The organism is Iamia sp. SCSIO 61187 (genome assembly GCF_019443745.1).
Classification (GTDB): Bacteria; Actinomycetota; Acidimicrobiia; order Acidimicrobiales; family Iamiaceae; genus Iamia.
The window spans coordinates 2,795,132-2,821,073 of sequence record NZ_CP050948.1 but is presented as its reverse complement, the minus strand read 5'-3'; the positions used below and the strand labels follow the sequence as shown (position 1 = coordinate 2,821,073).

The following is a 25,942-nucleotide window of genomic DNA, read 5'->3' as shown; positions in this document are numbered from 1 at the left end:
TTCACACCAGGTGAGCGCGTCATCGTCCAACCCAACCCCACCCCTCCACGTCGCCGTGGTGGAGTCCGAGCCGTCGGCCCGGGCGCGGCTGGCGATGCAGCTGGGGTCCGGGGTGCTCGACTTCGAGCACTTCGACGACTTCGCCGCCCAGCTGTCCGGCATCCCGACCGTCGTCGTCCTCGGCCCGTCCTGCGCCGACCCGTACAACCTCTCCACCCTCGCCGCCGTCCTCCAGCCCCGCCCCGAGGTGGGGGCCGTGCTGGTGGCCGAGGAGCTGTCCACCGACGTGTTCCAGCAGGCCATCCGCTCCGGCGTGAAGGACGTGCTGGCCGCCCCCGTCGACACCGCCCAGCTGCAGGAGGCCTGCCGCCGGGTGGCCGAGTCGGTCGGGTCGCTCGGTCGGACCCTGCCGCCGATCATCGGCGATGACGGCGACCCCGGCGAGGGCGGTCGGGTCATCACCGTCTTCTCGACCAAGGGAGGCGCCGGCAAGTCCGTCGTCGCCACCAACCTGGCCGTGGCCCTGGCCATGCGGACCACCGAGACCGTCGCCCTCGTCGACTGCGACCTGCAGTTCGGGGACGTGGCGGTGATGCTCAAGCTGGCGCCCCAGCACACGATCGTCGATGCCGTGAACTCGATCGACCGGCTCGACTCCGGGTTCTTGACGAACCTCCTCGTCACGCACCCCCCGTCGGGCCTCAAGGTGCTGCCCGCCCCGCTCGAGCCCGCCTTCGCCGACCAGATCACCGCCGAGCACATCCGCAGCATCATCGCCGGGCTGCGGAGCGTGGCGAAGTACATCATCGTCGACACCCCGTCCTACTTCGACGACAAGGTGCTGACCCTGATCGAGGACTCCGACGAGATCCTGCTGGTGGCGGGGATGGACATCCCCAACATCAAGAACGTGAAGATCGGGCTGCAGACCATGCGGATGCTCGACACCCCGACCTCGAAGATCCACCTGGTCCTGAACCGGGCCAACACCAAGGTGCGCCTCGACGTCAGCGAGGTGGAGCGGACGCTGCAGATCAAGGCCGAGACCCAGCTGCCGAGCGACATCGTCGTCCCGCAGTCGATCAACAAGAGCACCCCGGTCGTCATCGACGCCCCCCGCTCGTCGATCGCCAAGGCCTTCGAGACCCTCGCCGACCGCTACATCCCCGCCCCCAGCGGCAAGAAGGGCCGTCGCTAGCGCGACCCGCTCGACGTCCGCGAGCCCGCCGAACTCGGTGGGGGACTTGCCCCGCAGGGGCACGTCCCCCACCGAGTTCGTCGTTGGGGGGACGTGTGCCGGCACCACGCAGGGTGAACCTTCTCGGGTGATCTCAACATGGGTTCGGGCGCGCCGATGGACCCTCGATGTCCCTCTACAAGCGCCTCCACGAAGCCAACCCGCAGTCCGCGGGTCTCACCGCGGCGAAGCGCCGGGACCCGGTCATCGACGAGCTGCGGCAGAAGATCCACCACCACCTGATCGACGAGCTCGGGCCGATCCTGTACGACAAGCGGCTCACCGAGGACGACCTCCGTCGCCGGGTGCACGAGCAGCTCCACGCCGCCCTGGCCCAGGAGCGGGCGCCCCTCTCGGCGGCCGACAAGGCCCAGCTCATCCAGGACGTCTCCGACGACATCCTCGGCTACGGGCCCATCGACCGCCTCCTGCGCTCCGACGAGATCACCGAGGTCATGGTCAACGGGCCGGACATGGTGTTCGTGGAGCGCAAGGGCAAGGTCGAGAAGACCAACGCCACCTTCGTCGACGACCAGCACCTGCGCCGGATCATCGACAAGATCGTCGCCCAGGTGGGTCGGCGCATCGACGAGTCGACGCCCCTCTGCGACGCCCGCCTCCCCGACGGCTCCCGCGTCAACGCGGTGATCCACCCGCTCGCCATCGGCGGGCCGTTCCTCACCATCCGGAAGTTCTCCAAGGACCCGTTCCAGATCGACGACCTGATCCGGTTCGGCACCCTGTCGGCCAGCTCGGCCCGCTTCCTGCAGGCCATGGTGCTCGGCAAGCTCAACATCATCGTGTCGGGCGGTACCGGCACCGGCAAGACGACGATGCTCAACGTGCTCTCGTCGTTCATCCCCGGCGACGAGCGCATCGTGACCGTCGAGGACGCCAAGGAGCTCCAGCTCCACCAGGAGCACGTGCTCGCCCTCGAGGCCCGGCCCCCGAACATCGAGGGCAAGGGCGCCATCACCATCCGCGACCTCGTCAAGAACACCCTCCGCATGCGCCCCGACCGCATCGTCGTCGGCGAGTGCCGTGGTGGCGAGGCCCTCGACATGCTCCAGGCCATGAACACGGGCCACGACGGCTCGCTCACCACCATCCACGCCAACACGGCGCGGGACTGCATGGCCCGCCTCGAGACCCTCGTCCTCATGGCCGGCTACGACCTGCCCATCGCCGCCATCCGCCACCAGGTGGCCTCGGCCGTCGACGCCGTGGTCCAGATCGGCCGGCTCCGCGACGGCACCCGTCGCGTCGTCAGCATCGCCGAGGTCCAGGGCATGGAGGGCGACACCATCGTGATGCAGGACATCTTCATGTTCGACTACGGGATGGGCGTCGACGAGCACGGCCGCTTCCGGGGCCACCTCAAGGCCACCGGCACCCGGCCCCGCTTCGCCGAGAAGCTCCAGGACCTCGGGATCCGCCTCGGACCCGAGGTGTTCCAGCCCGAGCAGTTCGCCCGGCGCGCCGGCGGTGCCCGATGACCCGGCGCCTCGGCGGCCTGGCCGCCATCTTCGTCGCCCTCCTGATCGTCGCCGTCGGCCCCGCCGTCGTGGGCCAGGAGGCCGACATGTCGCCGCTCAGCGTGCGCCAGGTCGACGCCACCGACCCCGACGCCGTCCACGTCGACGTCATCTGGACCGGCGACCGCGAGGCCGTCACCAACGCCACGATCCGCGAGGGTGGCCAGGAGCGCGAGCACGAGCCGCCGCAGCCGCTGTCGGCCGCCGGCGTCGAGACGGCGATGGTCGTCGCCGTGGACACCTCCCGCTCGATGGCCCGCAACGGCGGCGTGCGCAAGACGCAGGAGACGCTCCGCACCATGATCGAGGCGCTCGAGGGCGACGAGGCCATGGGCATCGTCGGCTTCGGCACCGAGGTCGAGGTCTACGCCGAGATCACCAGCGACAAGAGCACGCTGCTCGAGGCGACCGACGAGCTCGTCGCCCCGGCCGACGGCAAGACGGCGATGTGGGACGGCCTGCGCAAGGCCTCGTCCCTGTTCGCCGAGGTCGAGGACCTCCAGGCCAACATCATCCTCATCACCGACGGCTACGACGACGCCTCGGAGGTCGAGGCGGGCGAGGCCTACTCCGACGTGGCCCGGGCCGGCGCCGCCGTGTTCGCCCTCGCCTACGACGCCGTCGACCAGGTCGACACCGACTCCCTGACCGCCCTGGTCGATCGGGTCGGCGGTGCGGTGATCCCCGCCCCCGGCGAGGAGGACCTCGAGGAGGGCCTGACCCAGACCCAGCGGTCGCTGGACGAGCAGTACCGCATCACCTTCGCCAGCAGCGGCTCCCAGGGTGCCTCCGACTTGGAGGTCACCATCGGCAACGAGAGCGTGACCACCACGTTCGTGTCGGGTGCCGTCGCCGAAGGCCAGGCCAACCTGGCCCCGCCCGCCGCATCCAAGAGCCTCGTGCCCTCGTTCGTCCGGGGCACGGCCGGTCTCATCGTGGTGGCCGGCGTCGGCGGCCTCGCCGTCGTCCTCGCCGTGGTCGCCATCGCCACCATCGCGTCGAAGGAGGACCACTCCCTCGACCGGATGCTCCAGCAGTACACCGAACCCGGTCACGCCGACCTCGTCGACGACGACAGCCTGGCCCAGACCGCCTTCGTGCAGCGTGCCGTCGAGCTGACCGAGGAGATCGCGGCCAAGCAGGGCCTGCTCGTCAAGGTCGAGAAGAAGCTGGAGCGGGCCGACCTGCCGCTGCGGGCGGCCGAGGCGATCTTCTTCTACGTCGCCGGCGCCCTCGTGGTCACCGTCCTCGGCCTGGTCCTCATGGGGCTCATGGGGCTGCTGTTCGGCGCCCTGCTCGGCTTCGGGCTCCCGATGGCCATCCTCAACTTCCTGGGCGGACGGCGCCAGAAGCAGTTCAACACCCAGCTGCCCGACATGCTCCAGCTGCTCTCGGGCTCCCTGCGAGCCGGCTACTCGCTCGTCCAGGGCGTCGACGCCGTCTCGGCCGAGGTCGACGGCCCCATGGGCCGGGAGCTCCGCCGGGTCATGACCGAGGCCCGCCTCGGACGAGAGCTCGAGGACGCCCTCGAGGCGTCGGCCGAGCGGGTCCAGAGCAAGGACTTCGAGTGGGCCATCATGGCCATCCGCATCCAGCGCGAGGTCGGCGGCAACCTGTCCGAGCTGCTCATGACCGTCGCCGACACCATGGTCGACCGGGAGCGCCTCCGCCGCGACGTCGCCACCCTCACCGCCGAGGGGAAGATGAGCGCCATCATCCTCGGCCTGATGCCCCTCCTCCTGGGCTTGGCCATGTACGTCATGAACCCCAGCTACATGGCCCCCCTGTTCTCCAAGACCCTGGGCCAGATCCTCCTCGGCGCCGGCGTGTTCATGTGCCTCGTGGGCTTCGCGTGGATGAAGAAGTGCATCACCATCGAGGTCTGACCGTGTCGTCCCCCGCCGTGCTCGCCGCCCACCCTTCCGCCCCCCTCGAGAGCTGAGGACCCACCATGCTCACCATCGGGCTCGCCCTCGTCTTCGTCGCCGTCGTCGTCGGCCTCGTCAACGTCTTGTCCCAGGCCGACGAGAAGGCCACCGTCCGGGCCTCGCTCCGCCAGCTCGAGGGCTACGAGGTCGCCAACGTCCGCGACCAGGAGCTCCTGAAGCCGGTCAGCGAGCGGGCGATCCAGCCCGTGCTGACCGGTCTCCTGGGCCTGGGCAAGCGGTTCACGCCCATGGGCTACATGGAGAAGTCGAAGGCGATGTTCGCATCGCTGGGGCACACCAACACGGTGGCGTGGGACCGCTTCATGGCCCTGCGCGTGGTCCTGCAGGTCCTCGCCGTCCCGTGGCTGTTCTTCGTCCTCGCCGTGTGGAAGCCGGGCGGGATGCTCACCCTGGCCGCGGGCGCCATCGGCGTCTTCGTCCTGGTGAAGGGGCCCGACGCCGTCCTCAAGCGCAAGGTCGAGGAGCGCCAGCACGAGATCCGCATCAAGCTCCCCGACGTCCTCGACCTGCTCGTCATCTCGGTCGAGGCCGGTCTCGGCTTCGAGCAGGCGCTCGACCGCTGCGTCGACGCCGTGCCGGGGCCGCTCACCGAGGAGTTCGCCCGCATGCTGGGCGAGGTCCGCGCCGGCGCCTCACGGGTCGACGCCATGCGCAACATGGAGAACCGGGTCAACGTGCCCGAGCTCCGGTCCTTCGTGCTGGCGATCATCCAGGCCGACACCTTCGGCGTCTCGATCGGTCGGGTCCTGCGGGCCCAGGCCGAGGAGATGCGCCTCAAGCGCAAGCAGCTGGCCGAGGAGAAGGCGCAGAAGGCCCCGGTCAAGATGCTGATCCCCATGGTGTTCTGCGTGTTCCCGGCGCTGTTCGTGGTGGTCCTGGGTCCGGCGATCCTGAACATCATGGACGCCTTCGGCGGCGGGGGCTGAGCCGACGATGATGGTCGGCGTGGAGGCCCCGATCGACGAGGACGCCTCGGCGGTCCGCTCCTCCGCCCCGCCGGCCCGCACCGGCCCGGACCTGGGCTGGGTGCTCGGCGCCGTGGCCGCCCTCGTCGGGATGATCATCGGATCGGGGACGCTCCACGACAACAGCTTCCTGACCCACCTGGCCACCGGCCGGCTGATCCTCGCCGACGGGGGGGTGCCCCGGGTCGACCCGTACTCGTTCACCGCGGCCGGCGAGCCGTGGGTCGTGCAGAGCTGGTTGGCGTCGACGATCTACGCCGCGGTGGAGGAGGTCGCCGGCTTCGCCGGTGTCCGGTTGCTGGGGGGCGTCTTGTGCGCCGCCATCGGGGTCGCCCTCTGGCACCTCACCGCCCGCAGCCGTTCCGCCGTCGTCCGCAGCGCCGTCACCCTCGCCGCCCTGGCCATCGCCAGCGAGATGCTCCCGGAGCGGCCCCTGCTGTTCGGCCTCCTGGGGTTCGCCCTCGTGCTCCTGGCCCTGGACGGTCGCATCGACCCACGGTGGCTCGTGCCCGTCGGCTGGGTGTGGGTCAACACCCACGGCTCGTTCCCCTTCGCCATCGTCCTCGTCGCCCTGCTCGCCGTGGGCCGGCGCCTCGACGACGGCGCGTGGGGCCCCGAGGTGCGGGTCGGCGCCTGGGCCGTCGCCGGCGTGGCCGTGGGCGTCGTCAACCCCCTGGGCCTCCGCCTGCTGCTGTACCCGACCCTGCTGGCGCAGAAGACGGAGGCCTTCCGGGCCGTCGCCGAGTGGAGGCCCCCGGACTACTCGCTCTGGCACCAGGTCGCCGTCCTCGCCGCCCTGGTGCTGACCGCCGCCGTCGTCGTCCTGCGGGCCCGGCGCTGGCGCGACGCCCTGCCCCTGGTCGTGTTCGCCGCACTGGGGCTGACGTCGGCCCGCAACCTCGTGGTCCTGCTCGTCGTGCTGGTCCCGATCGCCGCCGGCGCCCTGCCCGAGGTCGGCCCGGCCGTGGCCGACCTGCGCCGGGCCATCTTCCGCTCGGCCCGGGTGGCGGTCGCCGCCCTGGTGGTGGTGTTCGCCCTGGTGTCGCTCCAGCGCCCCGACGTGGGGCTGGGGGCGTACCCGGAGGAGGCCTCGACCTGGATGGACGAGACCGGCCTGTGGGGGCCGGGGAGCCGGGTCGTCGCCCCGGACTACGTCGGCAACCTCCGCACCGCCCAGGCCGGGCGCGACGCCCGGGTGTTCCTGGACGATCGGGTCGACATGTACCCGATCGAGGTCATCCGGGACTACCGCGTGCTGCTCCACGCCGAGCCGGGCTGGCCCGAGGTCCTCGACCGCTGGGACGCCACCGCCGTGCTCTGGCGGGCCGACACCGACCTGGGCCGGGCGCTGGCCGACGCCCCGGGCTGGACGCCCGTCCACCGCGACGGCGACTGGGTCGTGTCCGTCCCGGCCTGACCACGTCCCGTACGACATTGGGCCGTCCGGCCCATGGGGGACCACGAAGAGTGACCGATGGGTGGGGACCGATCGAAAGGGTTCCGCATGCTCGCAGGGCTGACCACCACGCTCCGCTCCCTCGCCCGCCGCTGGCGGCAGGACGAGCGCGGCGCAAGCCTGATCGAGTACGCCCTGCTCGTGGCGCTCATCGCCATCGCCTGCTTCGGGGCCCTCGCCTACTTCGGCACCGGCAGCGGGAACAGCCTCGACAACTCGAAGAGCTGCATGGAGGCGGCCTACGACGGCCAGCCCCCGCCCCCGGGTTGCTGAGGAGTCGAGCCGTCAGGCGAGGCGACCCAGACGCACAGCGCCCTGTTCTCCGAGGCTCGGCCGAGGAGATGTCCGGCACGACTCGGCCCTCGTCGCGCACGCCCTGGTCGAGCCTCAGCTGAGGCGGATTATCCCCATCCGCACGGCCTGCAGGACGGCCTGGGTGCGGTCGCGGGCGTCGAGCTTCTGGTAGATCGACGCCAGGTGGTTCTTGACCGTCTTCTGGCTGATGTAGAGGCGCTCGGCCACCTCGCCGGTGCTGCACCCGTCGGCGATGAGCTGGAGCACCTCCTCCTCGCGCTTGGTGACGACGCGATCGGCGTCGGGCTCCTCCAGCCGGCGCACCTCGGCGAGCATCGAGCTGGCCAGCGACGGTGACAGGACAGCGTCGTCGGCGGCCATCCGGACGGCGTCGGCGATCTCGTCGAGCGAGCAGTCCTTCACCAGGTACCCGGACGCGCCCGCCTCCAGCGCCCGCTGGAGGACGTCCTGGTCGGCGTGCATGGTGAGCATCACCACCCGGACGTCGGGGAGGGTGGCCCGGATCTGGCGGGTGGCCTCGACGCCGTCGCAGCTCGGCATGGTGACGTCCATGAGGACGACCTGGGGCCGCAGCTCGCCGGCCTTGTCGATCGCCTCGAAGCCGTCACCGGCCTCGCCCACGACCTCGAACCCCTCCTCGGTGAGCGAGCGGCGCAGGCCGTCGCGCAGCATGGGGTGGTCGTCGGCGAGGAGGAGACGGACGGCGGACATCGGTGCGGGAGGCTACCGCCGGCCGGCGGGGCTCGCCGTCCCGCTGGCCTGGGGGGAGGGCTGGAGGTGGCAGCGGATCGTGGAGCCCACCCCCTCGATGCTGTCGACGTCGAGCGTGGCCCCGATGCTCGCGGCCCGCTCGCGCATGCCGAGGATGCCGTAGCTGTCGAGCCGGCCGTCCCGGCCCGAGGCGAAGCCCCGTCCGTCGTCGCGGACCTCGAGGAGCGCTCCCGTCTCCTCGCACCACCACCGCACCAGGCACCGGTCGGCGCCGCTGTGGCGCTCGACGTTCGCCAGCGCCTCCTGGGCGATGCGGAAGATCTCCCGCTCCTGGCGCAGGGGGAGGCGCACCTCGCCCTTGAGGTCGAGGCGCATCTCGACCCGGCTCCGCGCCTGCACCCGCTCGACGTGGGCCGCCAGCGTCGTCGGCAGGTCCGAGGACTCCGACACGTCGGTGCGCAGGTCGTAGAGCGTGTCGCGCACCTCGCCGACGACGCCGCGCACGTCGTCGCGCAGGCGATCGAGGGCGGGGCCGACGTCGTCGCCCCGGCCGTTCGCCTTCACGATGCGGTCGAGCTCGAAGGAGAGGTAGGCGAGGGACTGGCCGATCCGGTCGTGGAGGTCGCGGGCGATGCGGGTCCGTTCCTCGTTGGCCCCGACGGTCCGGAGCCGGCTGAACCACATGGCGTTGTCGACGGCCAGGGCGGCGGGCTCGACGAAGCCCTCGAGCAGCTCGACCTCCCGGTCGGTGAAGCTGCCGGCCGTGTTGCGCTCGACGACCACCAGCCCCACGACCCGCTCGCGCCCGACGAGGGGGGCGTAGAGGCCGGTGCGGCTCTCGGTGCCGAGGCCCGAGCCGTCGGCCCGGGCCAGGTCCCGCTCCACGACGAGCTGCCCGGTCGACACCGCCGTCCGGGCCGGGCCGGGTAGGGCGTCGACCGGCCAGGCCCGGGTCAGGCGCCCGCCCTCGGTGCGGGCTGCGACCCAGCCGCCGCCGCTGGCGTCGGAGACGAGCACGGTCGCCAGGTCGTAGGTGAACAGGTCGTCGACCCGTCGCATCGTCGTGTCGAGCACGTCGTCGAGGTCGAGGGAGCTGGGGAGGCTCTGGGCCACCCGGTGGAGGGCGAAGAGGAGGGCGTTGGCGTCGGACAGCCGTCCCAGGCGGTCGAGGGCCAGGGAGTGCTGGCGGTCCGCCTCGACGTTGATGTGGCGGGCGTAGCCGGACACGGCCGCCACCAGCAGGAGGAGCGTCGTCCACTGCAGGGCGGTGCGGAGGGTCTCCTCGTTGAGCCCGTTGACGATCAGGTGGGGGAGGGCCACGGCGACGACCGAGGCCACCCCGACCCGCACCGCGAACCCGAAGCCCCGGGCGAACCCGGCCACCATGATGGCCGTGAGCAGGGAGAAGACGAACGGCGAGTCCCAGTACCCGGTGCCGGCCACGGCCAGGACGTGGATCGCCACCTCGGCCAGCACCCGCAGCAGGCTGCGGACGTCGTCGCGGACCTCGACGGGCTTGAGGATGCGGACGACGTTGTAGGTGATGACCACCACGGCGGCCGCCATCACGTCCCGCTCCCCGTTGGCCAGCGCGCTGCTGCAGAGGACGACGGTCACGGCCGTGGTGGCGCCCCGGACGCCCATGATGGCGGGACGGAACGAGCCCGTCTCGTCCGACATCGTCGTCCCCGGGACGGTGATGACCGTCCCGTCGGAGGGGTCGATCAGCGGTGCCGTCGTGGAGGACCGCTCACCGGCCATGGCGCCGATGCTACCGGCGGTGGTGGCCGGGCCCGGGATGCTGGGCCGGCGGGGAGCGGCGGCCGGGTCTGGCTACGGTGCGGCGATGATCCTCGTCGGGCTCACGGGCGGCATCGGGAGCGGGAAGTCGACGGTGTCGGCCCTGCTGGCCGAGCGGGGGGCGGTGGTGGTGGACGCCGACGCCATCGTGCGCGACGTCCAGGCCCCCGGGACCCCGGTCCTGGCCGCCATCGTCGATCGCTTCGGGGCCACGGTGCTGGCCCCGGACGGGTCGCTCGACCGGCAGGCCCTGGCCGACCTGGTGTTCAGCGACGACGAGGCCCTCCGCGACCTCAACGCCATCGTCCACCCGGCCGTCGGCGCCGAGATCGCCCGTCGGTTGGAGGCCGCCGCCGGCACCGATGCCGTGGTGATCCTCGACGTCCCGCTGCTCGTCGAGAGCGGACGCGACGACATGGCCGCCCTGGTCGTGGTGGACGTCGATCCCGAGGTCGCCGTCGAGCGGGTCGTGGCCCAGCGCGGGATGCGCGAGGACGATGTCCGGGCCCGGATGGCCCGGCAGGCATCCCGGGAGGACCGCCTGGCCCGGGCCACGATCGTGATCGACAACAGCGGCACCCGCGCCGACCTCGAGGCCCGCGTCGCCGCGGCGTGGGAGCAGATCCGGGCCCTGGCCCCCACCGGCTGACACCCCTCTGACCAGGGCCTCGGCTCCACTGTCACAGGGGGTCGGTAGGGTTCCCCCATGACCGACATCACCCCGGTCACCACATCGCTGGCCAGGCCCTTCGAGGTGGTGTCCGACTTCTCGCCGGCCGGCGACCAGCCCAAGGCCGTCGCCGGCCTGGCCGAGGGCATCCTCGGCGGGGAGCGGTTCCAGACGCTCCTCGGCATCACCGGCTCGGGCAAGTCCGCCACCATCGCCTGGACCATCGAGCAGGTCCAGCGGCCCACCCTCGTCCTGGCCCCGAACAAGTCGCTGGCGGCCCAGCTGGCCAACGAGTTCAAGGAGTTCTTCCCCCACAACGCGGTGGAGTACTTCGTCTCCTACTACGACTACTACCAGCCCGAGGCGTACATGGCCTCGAGCGACACCTACATCGAGAAGGACAGCTCGGTCAACGACGAGATCGAGCGCCTGCGGCACTCCACCACGGCGTCGCTGCTGACCCGGCGCGACGTGATCGTCGTGGCCTCGGTCAGCTGCATCTACGGCCTCGGGTCACCGGAGGAGTACAAGGAGAGCCTGCTCGTCCTGCGCAAGGGCGAGACGCTCGACCAGCGGCTGCTCCTGCGCCGGTTCGTCGACATGCAGTACGACCGCAACGACATGAACCTGACCCGCGGCAACTTCCGGGTCCGGGGCGACACCATCGAGATCCACCCCGCCTACGACGAGACCGCCCTGCGGATCGAGCTCTTCGGCGACGAGATCGAGGCCATGGCGACCTTCGACCCGGTGACGGGGGAGAAGATCCGCACCCACGACGACTTCGTCCTGCTGCCGGCCACCCACTACGTCGCCGGCGAGGAGCGCCTCCAGCGGGCCATCGTCCGCATCGAGCACGAGCTCCAGGAGCGGCTCAAGGAGTTCGAGGAGCAGGGCAAGCTGCTCGAGGCCCAGCGCCTGCGCATGCGCACCCAGTACGACCTCGAGATGATGGCCGAGGTCGGGTTCTGCAACGGGATCGAGAACTACTCGGCCCCCATCGAGGGGCGGGGGCCGGGGGAGACGCCGAACACCCTGCTCGACTACTTCCCGCGCGACTTCCTGATGGTTATCGACGAGAGCCACCAGACGGTGCCCCAGCTCCACGGTCAGCACGAGGGCGACCGCAGCCGCAAGGAGCAGCTCATCGAGCACGGGTTCCGGCTGCCGTCGGCGGCCGACAACCGGCCCCTGCGCTTCGACGAGTTCATGGACAAGGTCGGCCAGGTCGTCTTCCTGTCGGCCACGCCCGGCCCGTTCGAGCTGGAGAAGAGCACGCGCGTGGTCGAGCAGGTCGTCCGGCCCACCGGGCTGATCGACCCCGAGATCGTGGTCAAGCCGACCAAGGGCCAGATCGACGACCTGATGGTCCAGATCAACGACCGGGTCTCGCGAGGCGACCGCGTCCTGGTGACGACCCTCACCAAGAAGATGTCGGAGGACCTCACCGACTACCTGCTCGAGCTGGGCGTCCGGGTCCGGTACCTCCACAGCGAGGTCGACACCATCCAGCGCATCGAGATCCTGCGGGACCTCCGGCTGGGCGAGTTCGACGTGCTGGTCGGCATCAACCTCCTGCGGGAGGGCCTCGACCTGCCCGAGGTGTCGCTGGTGGCCATCCTCGACGCCGACAAGGAGGGGTTCCTCCGCAGCGAGACGTCGCTCATCCAGACCATCGGCCGGGCCGCCCGCAACGTCGAGGGCCAGGTGATCATGTACGCGGACACCGTCACGCCCTCGATGCAGAAGGCGATCAGCGAGACCAACCGTCGCCGGGGTCTCCAGCAGGCCTACAACATCGAGCACGGCATCGACCCGAAGACGATCCGCAAGGCCGTCACCGACATCTTGGCCCTGATCCGGCCGGCCGAGGACAAGGCGCCCATGCCCGGTGGCGGCAGCCGCAAGGAGCGGGCGGCCGACAAGAAGCGCCGCGAGGAGCTGGCCGGCCTGCCGGGCGAGGAGCTGGCCCGGCTCATCCACACCCTCGAGGAGGAGATGCACGAGGCCTCGTCCGACCTCCGCTTCGAGTACGCCGCCCGCCTCCGCGACGAGATCAAGGAGCTCAAGCGGGAGCTCCGCCAGGTGGGCTGACCCCCACCGAACTTTGGACGGAACGCCGCAGCATGATGCGGTTGCCGTCCAAGGTTGGGCGGCGTCCGGGTCGGAGGGTGCAGGCGGACGGCAACGGGGCACCAGCTGCCCGGGCAACGCCCCCGCCACCCGATGATCACCATGGAGGCAGGGTCCGTCGACCACCATGGCAGCGATGGACGCTCGGGTGGTCGGCCGCCTCGTCGTCGGCCTGCTCGCCGTGGTGTTCACCGTCAGTGGCCTGCGCCAGGCGTGGGCCGACTCGCCGACGGTGGACGAGGGCGTGGGTCTGGCCAGCGGCCTGTCGTACTGGGTCCACGGCGACCTGCGGATGAGCCCCGAGCACCCGGTGCTCCCGAAGCTCGTCTCCGCGGCCCCCGCTCTGGCCGCCGGGCCGATCGTGCCCAAGGGCACCGACTGGGACGACGGTGACTGGTTCGACCACACCGACGCCGTCCTCGCCGCCAACGACGCTGAGGGAGATCTGCGGCGAGTGGTGTTCCTGAGTCGCCTCGTGCCCCTGGCCCTCGCCCTCGTCGCCGGTCTGCTCGTGCACCACCTCGCCCGGCGGCTGGCGGGCGACGGCGCCGGCCTCGTCGCGGCCGGCGCCTGGCTCACGACGCCCGTCGTCCTGGGGCTCGGGGCGGTGCAGTCGATCGACATCGCCTTCACGGTGGCCACCCTGGCTGTGGTGGCCGCCCTCGTCCGCCACCACGATCGGCCCGACCTGAGGTCGGCCGCATTGGTCGGGGTGGTCCTCGCCGTGGCGCTGGTGACCCGTCACAGCGCGCTGGTGCTGGTGCCCGTCGCGCTCGTGGCCGTCGCGGTGTCGTGCCCGGGCGACCGGGCCGCACGCCTGCGTCACGTGGGGGTGGCAGGGCTGGTCGGCTGGGTCGGCCTGTGGCTCGTCTACCGCGGCTTCGACCCCGCCTCCCCCGGCGGCGCGCCGGGGGAGCGCTTCGACGCCCTGGTGGCCGCAGCCGGCGATCGGTCGGTGTTGGCCCGGCTGGCGCTGATCGTCCCGGCGCCTCAGGAGTGGCGGGTCGGGCTCGGTCACCTGACGGTGACGTCCGACCCCCGCCCGGCGTGGCTCCTCGGCCGGGCGTGGGAGGGATCGCGCTGGTGGTACTTCCCCGGTGCCCTCGTCGCGACCGTGCCCTTCCCGGTCCTCGGCCTGCTCGTGGCCGGCCCCCTGGGCTGGGTCGCCGGTCCTCGCGAGCAGCGCCGGCCCCTCGCGCTGGTGGCGCTCCCGGGGTTGGCGCTGTTCGCCTTCACGGCGCTGCAGCCGCTCAACCTCGGGTTGCGGCTGGCCATGCCGTCGCTGGCTCTGTGGCTGGTGGTCGCCGCCGCCGGTGCCGGTCACGCGGTCTGCGCGGCCCGCGCTCGATGGCCCGGCGCGGTCGTCCCGGGCCGCATCCTGTTGGCGCTCGTCGCCCTGGTGCAGGCCGGGGTGCTGCTCAGCGCCAGCAGCCACGCCCTGGCGTGGCGACCCCTCGCCTTCCGCCCCGGGTACCGCTGGGTCAGCGACTCCAACATCGACTTCGGTCAGGACCTCTGGCGGGTCCGGGACTGGGCCGAGGGCCGCGACGACCCGTGGGTCGCAGTGATCAGCCCCCGGGGGCTCGCGCCCGGGCCCGGCACGCGTCGCCTCGTCGGCGCCGACCTCGATGAGGTGACGGGGTGGCTGGCGGTGGGCGTCACCTCGTTGACCGTCGTGAACCGCGACGACCTCGCCTGGCTCCGGGCCTACTGCCCGGTGGGCACCCTGGGGGGCGGGAGCACGCTCGTCTACCGGTTGCGAGAGCCACCGTCGGCCGCACCGGGCCCGGAGCGACCGGTCGCCCCTTGCGAGGACGAGGAGTTCAGCGTCCGCCGCTGACGGCGACCGCCGGGAGCGAGACAGCGGCCGTATCGTCCGCGGTCGGCGCCGTGCCGGCAGTCGCCGACGCCTTGCCGCCCGGAGCCCGCCGGAGGCCGGGGACCGGCGGAGCGTCGGGGGTGGCCAGGGCGATCATGGCCAGGGCGGTGAGGGCGAGGCCTGTGCGGGTCCCCCCGAAGCTCGTCCCCAGCGGGTTGCTCCCTGCGACGAGGAGGAACGCCAGGTGGAGGACCACGGCTGCCCCGAGGGGGTGGCGGAGGCCACGCCGGGCGAGGGCGGTGATGCCCAGCACCAGAGCCAGGACCGTTCCGGCCAGCCCCCACAGCTCGCGGCCCTCGGACCAGATGTCGATCGCCGCTCCCAGCAGGCCGACGAAGGGCAGCCCGATGTCGCCGTTCAGCCCCTCGGCCCCGGGGACGAGGATGCGCAGGCCGACCATCCAGGCCCCACCGACCGCGGCCGGGACGACGGCCACGGCGATGTGGCGGGGCGTCCGGTGGGCGAGGGCCCACCCGGCCAGCACCAGCAACGTCGGCTCCTTGGCCAGCACGGCGGCGACGCCGATGCCGACGGCGAGAGTGGTGCGGCCCCGGGCCGCGAGGGCGACCGCCAGCAGGGCGAGGGCCACCCCGACGGCGTCGGAGGTGGTCACCCGCACGGCCATGAACGTGCCCGGCAGGACAGGGAAGAGGGCCGCGACCCACGGCGGGCCGCCCCAGGAGACGCTGAGCCTCCCGGTGGCCCAGGCGCCGGCGGCGACCGCCGTCAGCCCGAGCCCGAAGAGGGTCCACACCAGCCCCATGCCCGGCCCGGGGTGCACGGTGCCGGCGACCCACGAGAGCAGCGGCCGCTGGAGTCGGTAGCGGGGTCGGTCGAGGGAGTCCGACGGGGCGTCGACCGACCAGGCGTCGCGGGCCATGGCATAGGTCATCTGCCCGTCGAGGCCGAGGCTGTCGGGGAGCTCGACGTCGGGGAAGTCGTCGTGGATCAGCTCGGCGGCCGGTCCCCGCTCCCCTGGTTGGACGAGCCCGAGGGGGTGGCCGCCGAGGCGCTGGACGTCGCCCAGGACCAGCAGCGCCAACAGCATCGTGCCGACGAGAGCGTGCACCGCGACCGAGCGGGTCTCGACAGCGGGGACGGTCACCATCGGAGGATCGGCGGGGGGGCCCCGAGGTTGAGCGGGACGGCTCTACCCGTCGTCTCGCCTGAGCGCGACGAGGTCGTGCGGGTGGGCGGTGGGACCGGCCGGTTCCCACCCGAGATCGGTGACCTCGTCCACACGCTCGGGTCCGACGATGATGACATCGACGTCCGCCAGCGCCGACGTGGGGTCGCCTGCGTCGAGTGCGGCGGAGATGTCGATGGCGGTCGTGCGGCGAGACACAGCAGGGAGGAGCCTCACCTCCACGGCCACGCCGTCGTCCGGTTCCACCTGGGCCAGGGCGGCGTCGAGGCCGGGGACGGCACGGGGCCGGGAGATGTCGGTCAGGCGGAGCTCGGGCGGGTGGCCAGGGGCGAAGGGGCTGCCGACGAGGAGCGCCGCCACGACACCGGTGACGAGGAGCGCCGGATGCTCGAGTCGACGTCGTGGGCCGGCCAAGGCGGCGACGGCCCCGCCGACGGTGAAGGGGACGAGCGCGGCGGCGTGGTGGAACCACGTGACCGACGTCGCCGCCGCGCTCGACAGCAGGAGCGGGAGCCCGGCGATGGCCACCGCTGCCGCCCATCGGGGCCTGGCGAGGACGAGGAAGCCGACGGGCAGGAGCCAGATGATGGCCGTCTCGAGCACCGAGGGGGCGACCACAGCAGGTATCGCGCGCCAGGGGTGGGCGAGGGCGTCCAGCGGGCTCTCGCCCAGGTGACCCCAGTAGCGGGCGAAGGTCTGCTCGCTGTGGAGAAGGGCCGGGACCGCCACCCCCACCGTCATGCTGAGCCCGGCCACCGCGACCAGCCGTCGGCGGGTCCGACCACGGGCCAGGACGGCGACGCCCAGGAGCATCACGCAGGCGTCGGCTCGCACCAGCGCCAGCAGGATCCCCGCCACCGTGGCGGCCCGGGTGTCGTCACGCCGGGCGGCGGCAAGGGCTGCGGCGGTGATGGGCACCGTCATCACCACGGGGTGGAAGTCGAACGTCGCCGCCGCCCAGAGGGGGGCGCTGCCGACGGTCGCCAGCGTCGCCCAGCCCTGGCTCCCGCCGATCTGGCGGGCGAGGGCTCGGAGGGCGGGGACGGAGCATCCCAGGGCCATGGCCTGGGCTGCGATCAGCCAGACCGGGGTGGCCGCGATCCGGTAGAGGGGGGCGAACGCCACCACGACGACGCTGACATGGTCGCCGAAGAGGTTCTCCCGGAGGACGGTGAGCTCCGGCGCCCGTCCCTGGGACAGCAGCCAGGCCGCCTGGTCGAACAAGGCCAGGTCGAGGACGGCCCAGCGGTTGACGTACCGGAGGTAGCCGGGGACGAAGAACGCGATCGCCATGGCGGCCCCGATGGCCATCCCGACCTGGTCATGGCGCCAGCGCTCGGGGCGCGCCACGACGGCCGTGTCCGGTTCGGCGTCGCAGAGGGGCGGGGCCGCCGTCATGGGGCATCATCGGCGCCATCGTCGCGACACTGAGGTGCCCGACCTCGCCCACGTACAGACGTTCGCCAGGTTGGCGCGCCCGGTAGAGTGGTCCTTCGTGTCGGACACCCTCGTCATCCGCGGCGCTCGCGAGCACAACCTCCGGGGTGTCGACCTCGACCTTCCCCGCGACAAGCTGATCGTCTTCACCGGGCTGTCGGGCTCGGGGAAGTCGTCGTTGGCGTTCGACACGATCTACGCCGAGGGCCAGCGTCGCTACGTCGAGTCGCTGTCGTCCTACGCCCGGCAGTTCCTGGGCCAGATGGACAAGCCCGACGTGGACTTCATCGAGGGTCTGTCGCCGGCGATCTCGATCGACCAGAAGTCGGCGTCGCGAAACCCCCGGTCGACGGTCGGGACCATCACCGAGATCCTCAAGTACCTCGGCCTCCTGTTCACCAACATCGGCCAGCCCCACTGCCCGACGCACGGTGCCGCCATCACCCGGCAGACGCCGCAGCAGATCGTCGACCGCATCCTCGAGCTGCCCGAGGGGACGCGGTTCCAGGTGCTGGCCCCCGTCGTGCGGCGTCGCAAGGGCAACTACGAGACCATGCTGGCCGACCTGGCCAAGCAGGGCTTCTCCCGGGCCCGCATCGACGGCGAGGTCGTCGAGCTGGGGGAGAAGATCGACCTGGCCCGGTACGAGAACCACACGATCGAGATCGTCATCGACCGTCTGGTGAAGCGGGACGGCATCGAGCGGCGCCTCACCGAGTCGCTGGAGACCGCCCTGCGGCTGGCCGAGGGCGTGGCCGAGGTCCAGATCGTCCCCCGCGAGGGTGAGGACGAGCCCGAGTCGATGACCTTCAGCCAGCACCTGGCCTGCCCGGTCGACGGTGAGAGCTTCGAGGAGCTCACGACCCGGAGCTTCTCGTTCAACACGCCCTACGGCGCCTGCCCCCGCTGCGACGGCTTGGGCACCCGCTTCGAGGTCGACCCCGAGCTGATCGTCCCCGACCCCGACCTCAGCATCTCCGAGGGCGCCATCCACCCGTGGTCGAGCGGCCACGCCACCTGGTTCCACCGCATCCTGGAGGCCGTCGGCGAGGAGAAGGGCATCCCCCTCGACGTCCCGTGGTCGAAGCTGAAGGCGGCCCAGCAGCGCACGCTCCTCGACGGCAAGGGCATCGGGCGCGTCGAGGTCCGCTACAAGAACCGCTACGGCCGGGTGCGGACCTACAAGGCGGCCTACGAGGGTGTGATCCCGTGGTTGCAGCGGCGTCACGCCGACACCGACAGCGACACCCAGCGGGAGCAGTTCGAGGGGTACATGCGCGAGGTGCCGTGCCCCGAGTGCGACGGCGCCCGCTTCAACCCCTTCACCGTCAACGTCACCGTCGCCGGCCGGAACATCGCCGAGCTGTCGATGCTCTCCATCCGCGAGCTGGCCACGGTCGTCGATGAGATTGAGCTCACCGAGCGCGAGATCCTCATCTCCGAGGCCGTCCTCAAGGAGGTCAAGGCCCGGCTCGGGTTCCTGCTCGACGTAGGCCTCGACTACCTGTCGCTGGGCCGGGGCACGGCCACCCTCTCGGGCGGCGAGGCCCAGCGCATCCGGCTGGCCAGCCAGATCGGATCGGGCCTGGTCGGCGTGCTGTACGTGCTCGACGAGCCGTCGATCGGCCTCCACCAGCGCGACAACCGACGCCTGATCGAGACCCTCCTGCGGTTGCGCCAGCTGGGCAACACCGTGATCGTCGTCGAGCACGACGAGGACACGATCGCCGTGGCCGACCACGTGGTCGACGTCGGTCCCGGGGCGGGGGAGCACGGCGGGTCGATCGTCCACTCCGGCACCTACAAGCAGCTGCTGAAGAACAAGCGATCCGTCACCGGCCAGTACCTCACCGGGGCGCGCTCGATCCCGATCCCCGAGCAGCGACGGGCCCCCAGCGGCGACTGGCTCAAGATCAAGGGCGCCCGCGAGCACAACCTCGACGGCGTCGACGTCGACATCCCGCTCGGGCTCTTCGTCACCGTCACCGGCGTGTCCGGGTCGGGCAAGTCGACCCTCGTCAACGACATCCTGCTGCGGTCGTTGATGCAGAAGATCTACCGGGCCAAGACCCCGCCGGGTCGGCACCGCCGGATCGACGGCATCGAGCTGCTCGACAAGGTCATCAGCATCGACCAGTCACCGATCGGCCGCACTCCCCGGTCGAACCCGGCGACCTACACCGGCGTGTGGGACGCGATCCGCAAGCTGTTCGCCCAGACCCAGGAGGCCAAGGTCCGGGGCTACCTGCCCGGCCGGTTCTCGTTCAACGTCAAAGGTGGGCGCTGCGAGACGTGCTCGGGTGACGGCACCATCAAGATCGAGATGCACTTCCTGCCCGACGTCTACGTGCCCTGCGAGGTGTGCAAGGGGGCCCGCTACAACCGCGACACCCTCGACATCACCTTCAAGGGCAAGAACGTGGCCGAGGTGCTCGACCTGCCATGCGAGGAGGCGTTGGAGTTCTTCGCCAACCAGCCGGCCATCGCCCGCCACATGCAGACCCTCGTCGACGTCGGCCTCGGCTACATCCGCCTCGGACAGCCGGCCCCCACCCTCTCGGGCGGCGAGGCCCAGCGCATCAAGCTGGCGTCGGAGCTTTCGAAGCGGTCCACGGGCCACACCATCTACCTGCTCGACGAGCCGACGACAGGCCTGCACTTCGAGGACATCCGGCGGCTCCTCACCGTTCTCTCCCGGCTGGTCGACCAGGGCAACACCGTCCTGGTCATCGAGCACAACCTCGACGTCATCAAGACGGCCGACTGGCTGATCGACCTCGGACCCGAGGGCGGCAGCGGGGGAGGGCGGGTCGTCGCCGAGGGCCCACCCGAAGCCGTCGCCGAGGTGGATGACAGCCACACCGGCCGCTTCCTCGGCGAGCTCCTCGCCGGACGTCGCTGACCGTCCCTCAGCCGGCGCCGCGCTCGTACAACACGATGTTCAGCTCCCGATCGAACGTCCACTGGTCCACCACGCTGAAGTCCTCGGTCAGAGTGCTTGATCCCACAGCAGCTCGGTAGGCGGTCCTGCTGGGAGCGAAGACGTACTGGTACACGACCCAGATACGCTCGTGCCTCGAGCCGAGACGGAGGGCTTCAGCCGACGTCTTGGCGCTCTCGACGTAGCGCGGGGTGCCCAGCGGTCGTTCGAAGTCGAGGAGCGTCGGGTCCACTGGCGGGTTGCGATCAGCCCACGCAGCTTCGAACGGCATCCGGTTGCGTCTTTCGGGCATCAACACCGCATCGGCGCCCTCGAACCCCTCGGCCACGACGGCGGCGGCGCGGTCCCACTCATCCACCGGTTGGCTCCACGACGCAGCTTGGGTCGTCGCTGCGCACGCAAGCAGGATGATCGCCAACAGTGCCGTCACGGCTTGCTTCGTCGGGTTCGCGTGCATCACCCGCACCAACCGGGCGACACCCTGCATGGCCAGCAGCGCCCATGCGGGCACGACGACGAAGAGGTATCGAGAGACGAGCGTGGGGTGGACGAGCGACAAGGCGATGAGCCCTACAGTCGGGACGGCCGCCCAGGCCGTCGGGGCGACGGCGCGGAACCTTCCCAGGGTCGTGGACGACGTGCGGTGATCAGCTCTGGCGCCGGCAATGGTCACCACGGCCAAACCGCTCACCACGAAGGCGAGGGCCGGCAGCACGGCGGTCATGTGCCGCCAGAGCCGATAGAGGTCCGACCAGGTCGTTGGGCGCACCCAGTCGGTCACGTCTGACCCACCCCCGACAGCACACGCCACGGTCACGAGCGTGCCGCCCAGGACGCCGGGGGCGACCCGACGCCACACGGCCGGCTCGACCTTGGCGCATAGCAGGGCCGCCACTTGAGCGCCCACCACAAGCGCGGCGAGACCGTGCGTCAGGGGGAGCAGGACGCATATGACGCCGTACCCGAGGGTCGCCGCACCAGTCGCCGGTCCACCCATCAGACGGTCGAGCCGATCCCAGGCCGCCACCGTGAGCAGCAGGGCCAGGGTGTAGGAACGGGCCTCGCCAGCGAGTTGCGCCCAGAGGTAGGAGAGCACCAGAGCTGCACTCGAGGCCAAGGCGACCGAGCGCCCTACCCACCGTTCACTCACCCGGATGAAGAGCGCGACGGCGCTCAAACCTAGGGCGAGTGACAGTAGGCGCAGCCATCGAGGATCGCTGCTCACCAAGCTCCAGGCGCGCAGGAGGACGTAGTACGGCGCCATGGTCCCGCCGGACTCTCGGGCGGTGAGTCCCAGCTGGTGGGTGGCGCCGATGCTGGCGGCCTCGTCGAACCAGAGGGCCGGACGGGCGATCGCGGGTATGGCGGTCGTCGCCCCGAGCACGAGGACGGCGGCCTCCGCGCCGAGTCGCCGCCGACGGCGAGTGACGGGCCGGGCGGGTGGGCAAGCCGCATCGGGCGGCCTGAGCGTCGTCACGGGCACTCGCACCTCGTCGGCTGTGGCGTCCTCCGCATGAGGTTCCGCAACTGCGTTGGGGCGGCCCCTCAAACCGGGACGGTTTCGGGCGATGGTCCCTGGTGAGCTGCACCGAGGAAGCCGCCCTCGGCACGTCAGACCCCGTCACTGATTCGACGTCCGGCGCTGGTGCACCCCGGATCGCTCCGCATCTCGGGCTGTTGCTCCTCGTGCTCGGCGGCCTCGCCTTGCTCGTCCCCCCCGACCAGCCGTGGAGCGCCGACGACGGCGCCTATCACCACGCAGTGCGGCTCGTGCGAGAAGAAGGCCGCTGGTACGAGGAGAGGCCGGAGCTCGACCTGGTCGAGCACCCCGGGCGCTACCCACTGGCCCTGAGCGATGTCGACGAGGCGGGACGAGCCTTCCCCTACGTCAAGCACCCCGGATGGATCCTTGCCCTCGTCGGGTCGACGACCGCCTTCGGTGACGTCTGGGGTCTCGTCATCCCGGGCCTGGCCGCCGTTGCGGTGGCGGCCACCCTCGCCTGGCGCCTCAGCCGCCGCCTCGACATCGCGGCGTCGCCGCTGGCGTTCTGGCTGGTCGCTCTCGGGCCGCTCGCGATCATCGGTCTCGGCTACTGGGCTCACACCGTCGCGGCAGCTCTCGGCGGGATCGCCGCACTGCTGCTGTACGGCCTTGCCCGTCGCCCCTCGCTGGTCGCCGCCTCCCTGCTCGGCGCAGTGGGCGCGACCCTCGTCCTGGTGCGATCGGAAGGGGTTCTCCTCGTCGCGGCGCTGACGGGTGCCCTGGTGATCGCTCGCATCGGTCAACGGGCCGCGGCTCGTGGCTGGCTCGATCCGATCATCGTGCTGGCCCTGCCGGCGATGGCCTACGTCGCCGAGAAGGCGTGGGTGGCGTCGCTCGTCGAGGGTCAGCTGGTCTCGACCGAGCCCCCGGATCGTCCCGTCGGGTGGCTGGACGGCCGGGTGAGCGGAGCGTGGCACACCTTCGGCGCCCACAGCCCGGGCTCATCCGGACATCAGCTCGTCCTCTGGGCCGCGACCGGCCTCGTCGTTGTCGGCCTCGCCACGTGGGCGCACCGCGGCCTCTGGCCTCGGGCATGCGTCGCGGCCGGTGTCCTGCTGACCCTCATCCTCGCCGGGTGGGGCTCGCTCGGGCTGGTGTCGGGGATCGTTCCGGCGTGGCCGGCGTTGGTCGCCGGCCTGGTCGTGCTCGTCGGCCGCCGCACCGGGCACCGCCCCGAGGTGCGCGCGCTCGCCATCACCTGTCTGATCTACACCGCGTTGGTCCTCGCGACTCAGTACCCGACAGGAGGTGGCATCGATTGGGGCGGACGGTTCATGGCCCCGGTGGCCGTCCCTCTGGCCGTGCTCTCCGCGCTCGGGCTCGTGGGAGCCGTCTCCTCGACGCCGGAGGGATCGCTGGAGGGCCGTCGAGGGCTCGTCGGCGCCGTCGTCATGTCCGCCGTCGCGGTGGCCGTGCTGGGGTTGATCGCCACTGGCGACGCGCGCAGCGAGGTCGATGCCATCCTCGCCGACGTCCGGGCGGCGTCGCCCGACGTCGCCGTGGCGGCCAAGGGCTCGTTCGTCGCCCGCTACGACCTGAGGGGGGCGTCGCCCGCGTGGGTGCGTGCCGACGGAGATGGGCTCGACGCGGCCGTCGAGCGGGCCTTCGCCGGGGGCGCGGGCCGGGTGGCCGTCGTCGGCCGGGGGGCACGGGACGTCTCGGTCCCGGGAACGAGGAGCACGGCGGTGGGCGGCTCTGTCGCACTCCTGACGCGGGGGCCCTAGGGACTTCACGACCTCCGACGTCCGCCGCGACACCGACCAGCGGAGCGTCGAACGACTCCGCGCGCACCCAGCGTGATCATGTCTGGCCTCGTCCATCACAGTCGGCGAGATCCGCCCATCTGTTCACGGCCGGCCAGCGCCTGCCGATGGTGGCCCGTGACCTTCCGCGAGCGCCGCGCCGGCTCGTGCCCGCCACCGGCGACGGGACCGCACCCGTGACCCGGCTGGCCCGCTGGGGCTACCTGGCCGGCGTCCTCGCCACGGTCGTCGGCCTGAGCAAGGTCCACGCCGCGTGGGTCGCCACGCCGGTCTACGACTACACCGACTCGGCTCGTCTGGGTTGGTCGCTGGCCCTCGTCTCGTTGCTCGCGGTCGTGGCCTACGGGGTTGGCCTGCCCGACCTTCCCCGCACCCGCCGCAGCGCCCTCGCCACGGCGATCGGCGCCGCTGCGGCGGCGGCTGTCGGGATGTCGCTCGTCCAGCTGCTCGTGGGCGACGCCCTCCTGCCCCGCTTCGTCGTGTTCGGCTCCAGCATCGTCGTCGTCCCCCTCGGGGTGGCTGCCAACGCCCTGTGCCGCTCCGGCTCCAGCCGGGCCGAGCAGCGCGAGCGCGTGGTGCTCGTCGCCCCGGCTGAGGAGGCCCACGTCCTCCGGGGTGAGCTGGCCGGGTCTCCGGTGCGGCCCGCGTCCATCGTCGCCCACGTCCACCCCGACGTGGCGGGGATGCACGGACGCCGCCCCCTCCTCGACGCCGCCGACGAGGCCGCCGCAACGCTGGTGGTCCTCGACCGACAGGCCCAGCAGGACGATTGGGTGGTCGCCCAGGCGGCCGATCTCCACGAGCGCGGCATCCGGGTCCGGACCCTGTCGCTGTTCTACGAAGAATGGCTGGGCAAGCTGCCGGTGTCCGAGCTCGAGCGCGTCTCGCTGTTCTTCGACATCGGCGAGCTCCACCGGGCCCGCTACGGCCGGGTCAAGCGTGTGCTCGACGTGGTGCTCGGCCTCATCGGCCTCGTGCCGCTCGCCCTCGCCGTTCCCGTCGTGGTGGTGGGCAACGTGATCGCCAACCGCGGCCCCCTGCTCTACCGGCAAGAGCGAGTCGGTCGTTTCGACGAGACGTTCACCATCTTGAAGCTCCGGACCATGACCCCGGCCGGCCGGGGCCAGCTGGTCGATGAGTGGACGGTCGTCGACGATCCGCGGATCACGCCGTTCGGCCGCTTCCTCCGGCGGACCCACCTCGACGAGCTGCCTCAGGTCATCAACATCCTCCGGGGCGATCTCTCCGTCGTCGGACCTCGACCCGAGCAGCCGCACTACGTGGAGGAGCTGACCGAGAAGCTGCCCTTCTACGGACTGCGCCACCTCGTGCGGCCTGGTCTCACGGGATGGGCCCAGGTCGTCTACGGCTACGCGGGCGACGAGTCCGACGCGCTCGAGAAGCTGCAGTACGAGTTCTTCTACCTCCGCCGCCAAGGAATCTCCCTCGACCTCCGCGTGGTGGGTCGTACGCTCCGCAGCGTGCTCGGGAGCGAGGGGCGCGGGCGATGACCGCTGGTGTGCGGCCCACGGTGTCGGTGGTGATCCCCACCTACCGGGAGGCCGAGGCCATCCAGGACTGCCTGGCCGCGGTGGCGGCCCAGACGTACCCCGAGGTGATCGAGGTGCTCGTGGTCGATGGCGGCTCCGACGACGGGACGCCCGCCCTCGCCGCCGATGCGGGGGCGACGGTCCTCGAGAACCCGCGTCGGATCCAGTCCGCCGCCCTCAACATCGCCATCGAGGCAGCCAAGGGTGATGTCATCGTCCGGGTCGACGGCCACTGCCTGATCGCCCACGACTACGTCGAGCGGTGCGTGGCCGTGCTGGAGGAGACCGGAGCGGCGATGGTCGGCGGGGCGATGACCCCGGTGGCCACGGGCGCCGTGCAGGAGGGCATCGCCGCCGCCATGGCGTCGCCCTTCGGCGCCGGGCCGGCGCGCTTCCACACCGGAGGCGAGGCGGCCTGGGTCGACACGGTGTACCTCGGCGCCTACCGCACCGAGATGGTGCGGAGCGTCGGTGGGTACGCGGACGGCATCGTCATAAACGAGGACGCTGAGCTTGCCCACCGCATGCAAGCCCACGGCGGTGTGCGCTTCGACCCGACGATCCGATCGACCTACACACCTCGGTCCTCGCTGGCCGCCGTGGGCCGTCAGTTCCTCCGGTACGGATGGGGACGGTCTCTCACCGCCGTGCGCCATCCGGCATCCGTCCAACCCCGCCAGCTGGCGGCCCCAGCGCTGGTGATCGGGCTCGCGTCGCCTGCCCGCCGGTGGGTGGCGGGCGCGTACACGCTCGCAGTGGGTGCGGCGGTGCTGCGTGACGGACGCCAGCTCGGACGTTCGGCTCCGGCCTTCATCGCCGCCCTGCCGATCATGCACCTCACTTGGGGCACGGGTTTCCTGGTGGGTCTGGGTCGCGCCGCTGTCGTGCGGCACGCGCCGTGAGGGGCGCGG

Annotated in this window: 18 protein-coding genes; 13 read left to right on the top strand and 5 right to left on the bottom strand. The window is 71.7% G+C overall.

All coding sequences use genetic code 11. The annotated features are described in order from the left end of the window. Positions 1-10 precede the first annotated feature (10 nt). The 6 genes from HC251_RS13415 (at position 11) to HC251_RS13390 (ending at position 7,415) form a co-directional block, all read left to right on the top strand. A complete protein-coding gene (locus tag HC251_RS13415) occupies positions 11-1,198 on the top strand; it encodes a P-loop NTPase (protein ID WP_219941115.1) in 1,188 nt (395 codons plus the stop codon). A gap of 167 nt (positions 1,199-1,365) precedes the next feature. Then, positions 1,366-2,733, top strand: a complete 1,368-nt coding sequence (locus tag HC251_RS13410) for a CpaF family protein (RefSeq protein ID WP_219941114.1) — start codon at positions 1,366-1,368, stop codon at positions 2,731-2,733. Further along, positions 2,730-4,658, top strand: coding sequence for a type II secretion system F family protein (locus tag HC251_RS13405; protein WP_219941113.1), 1,929 nt, complete (start codon positions 2,730-2,732; stop codon positions 4,656-4,658). Before HC251_RS13410 ends, HC251_RS13405 begins: the two co-directional genes overlap by 4 nt. 65 nt (positions 4,659-4,723) lie before the next feature. Next, complete coding sequence (locus HC251_RS13400; protein WP_219941112.1) at positions 4,724-5,647, top strand: type II secretion system F family protein; 924 nt, start codon at positions 4,724-4,726, stop codon at positions 5,645-5,647. Between the two features lie 19 nt (positions 5,648-5,666). Then, the gene (locus tag HC251_RS13395) at positions 5,667-7,103 is read left to right on the top strand and encodes a hypothetical protein (RefSeq protein WP_219941111.1); all 1,437 of its coding nucleotides are present in this window, start codon (positions 5,667-5,669) and stop codon (positions 7,101-7,103) included. An 87-nt stretch (positions 7,104-7,190) separates the two neighbouring features. After that, the gene (locus tag HC251_RS13390; protein ID WP_219941110.1) at positions 7,191-7,415 is read left to right on the top strand and encodes a Flp family type IVb pilin; all 225 of its coding nucleotides are present in this window, start codon (positions 7,191-7,193) and stop codon (positions 7,413-7,415) included. Positions 7,416-7,529: 114 nt separating this feature from the next. On the opposite strand, the gene HC251_RS13385 is transcribed toward HC251_RS13390, so the two are convergent. Together HC251_RS13385 and HC251_RS13380 are read right to left on the bottom strand one after the other, a co-directional pair. Next, a complete protein-coding gene (locus HC251_RS13385) occupies positions 7,530-8,168 on the bottom strand; it encodes a response regulator transcription factor (RefSeq protein ID WP_219941109.1) in 639 nt (212 codons plus the stop codon). 12 nt (positions 8,169-8,180) lie between these two features. Beyond that, positions 8,181-9,929 (bottom strand): GAF domain-containing sensor histidine kinase, encoded by a 1,749-nt coding sequence (locus HC251_RS13380; RefSeq protein ID WP_219941108.1) that lies wholly within the window; start codon positions 9,927-9,929, stop codon positions 8,181-8,183. Between the two features lie 85 nt (positions 9,930-10,014). On the opposite strand from HC251_RS13380, the gene coaE reads away from it, so the two are divergent. The 3 genes from coaE (at position 10,015) to HC251_RS13365 (ending at position 14,611) form a co-directional block, all read left to right on the top strand. Further along, complete coding sequence (coaE, locus tag HC251_RS13375) at positions 10,015-10,617, top strand: dephospho-CoA kinase (RefSeq protein WP_255566404.1); 603 nt, start codon at positions 10,015-10,017, stop codon at positions 10,615-10,617. Between the two features lie 57 nt (positions 10,618-10,674). Beyond that, positions 10,675-12,732 (top strand): excinuclease ABC subunit UvrB, encoded by a 2,058-nt coding sequence (gene uvrB / locus HC251_RS13370; protein ID WP_304608274.1) that lies wholly within the window; start codon positions 10,675-10,677, stop codon positions 12,730-12,732. Between the two features lie 175 nt (positions 12,733-12,907). Further along, entirely contained in the window at positions 12,908-14,611 is a 1,704-nt protein-coding gene (locus tag HC251_RS13365) for a glycosyltransferase family 39 protein (RefSeq protein ID WP_219941107.1), read from the top strand. On the opposite strand, the gene HC251_RS13360 is transcribed toward HC251_RS13365, so the two are convergent. Together HC251_RS13360 and HC251_RS13355 are read right to left on the bottom strand one after the other, a co-directional pair. Next, positions 14,595-15,755 carry a hypothetical protein gene (locus tag HC251_RS13360; protein WP_219941106.1) on the bottom strand — a complete coding sequence of 387 codons (1,161 nt, stop codon included), beginning with the start codon at positions 15,753-15,755 and terminating at the stop codon, positions 14,595-14,597. The two genes, HC251_RS13365 and HC251_RS13360, sit on opposite strands and share 17 nt — an antisense overlap. Before the next feature lie 45 nt (positions 15,756-15,800). Then, entirely contained in the window at positions 15,801-17,195 is a 1,395-nt protein-coding gene (locus tag HC251_RS13355) for a DUF2079 domain-containing protein (protein ID WP_255566403.1), read from the bottom strand. A gap of 97 nt (positions 17,196-17,292) precedes the next feature. Between HC251_RS13355 and uvrA the strand changes: the two genes are divergently transcribed. Then, on the top strand, positions 17,293-20,136 hold the full coding sequence (uvrA, locus tag HC251_RS13350; RefSeq protein WP_255566402.1) for an excinuclease ABC subunit UvrA: 2,844 nt from the start codon (positions 17,293-17,295) through the stop codon (positions 20,134-20,136). A 7-nt stretch (positions 20,137-20,143) separates the two neighbouring features. Here the strand turns inward: uvrA and HC251_RS13345 are convergent, their stop codons facing one another. Beyond that, a complete protein-coding gene (locus tag HC251_RS13345) occupies positions 20,144-21,658 on the bottom strand; it encodes a hypothetical protein (RefSeq protein WP_219941104.1) in 1,515 nt (504 codons plus the stop codon). A gap of 194 nt (positions 21,659-21,852) precedes the next feature. Between HC251_RS13345 and HC251_RS13340 the strand changes: the two genes are divergently transcribed. The 3 genes from HC251_RS13340 (at position 21,853) to HC251_RS13330 (ending at position 25,933) form a co-directional block, all read left to right on the top strand. Continuing rightward, a complete protein-coding gene (locus tag HC251_RS13340) occupies positions 21,853-23,442 on the top strand; it encodes a hypothetical protein (protein ID WP_219941103.1) in 1,590 nt (529 codons plus the stop codon). A gap of 215 nt (positions 23,443-23,657) precedes the next feature. After that, on the top strand, positions 23,658-24,992 hold the full coding sequence (locus tag HC251_RS13335) for a sugar transferase (RefSeq protein WP_219941102.1): 1,335 nt from the start codon (positions 23,658-23,660) through the stop codon (positions 24,990-24,992). After that, a complete protein-coding gene (locus HC251_RS13330) occupies positions 24,989-25,933 on the top strand; it encodes a glycosyltransferase family 2 protein (RefSeq protein WP_219941101.1) in 945 nt (314 codons plus the stop codon). The genes HC251_RS13335 and HC251_RS13330 overlap by 4 nt, the downstream gene beginning before the upstream one ends. Positions 25,934-25,942: the final 9 nt, after the last annotated feature.

Excerpts from the sequence above, each read along its gene's own strand:
- HC251_RS13365 (WP_219941107.1), top strand. The coding sequence starts at position 12,908 with ATGGACGCTCGGGTGGTCGGCCGCCTCGTCGTCGGCCTGCTCGCCGTG.
- HC251_RS13385 (WP_219941109.1), bottom strand. The coding sequence starts at position 8,168 with ATGTCCGCCGTCCGTCTCCTCCTCGCCGACGACCACCCCATGCTGCGC.
- uvrB (WP_304608274.1), top strand. The coding sequence starts at position 10,675 with ATGACCGACATCACCCCGGTCACCACATCGCTGGCCAGGCCCTTCGAG.
- HC251_RS13410 (WP_219941114.1), top strand. The coding sequence starts at position 1,366 with ATGTCCCTCTACAAGCGCCTCCACGAAGCCAACCCGCAGTCCGCGGGT.
- HC251_RS13400 (WP_219941112.1), top strand. The coding sequence starts at position 4,724 with ATGCTCACCATCGGGCTCGCCCTCGTCTTCGTCGCCGTCGTCGTCGGC.
- HC251_RS13330 (WP_219941101.1), top strand. The coding sequence starts at position 24,989 with ATGACCGCTGGTGTGCGGCCCACGGTGTCGGTGGTGATCCCCACCTAC.
- HC251_RS13405 (WP_219941113.1), top strand. The coding sequence starts at position 2,730 with ATGACCCGGCGCCTCGGCGGCCTGGCCGCCATCTTCGTCGCCCTCCTG.
- HC251_RS13390 (WP_219941110.1), top strand. The coding sequence starts at position 7,191 with ATGCTCGCAGGGCTGACCACCACGCTCCGCTCCCTCGCCCGCCGCTGG.
- coaE (WP_255566404.1), top strand. The coding sequence starts at position 10,015 with ATGATCCTCGTCGGGCTCACGGGCGGCATCGGGAGCGGGAAGTCGACG.
- HC251_RS13355 (WP_255566403.1), bottom strand. The coding sequence starts at position 17,195 with ATGACGGCGGCCCCGCCCCTCTGCGACGCCGAACCGGACACGGCCGTC.
- HC251_RS13380 (WP_219941108.1), bottom strand. The coding sequence starts at position 9,929 with ATGGCCGGTGAGCGGTCCTCCACGACGGCACCGCTGATCGACCCCTCC.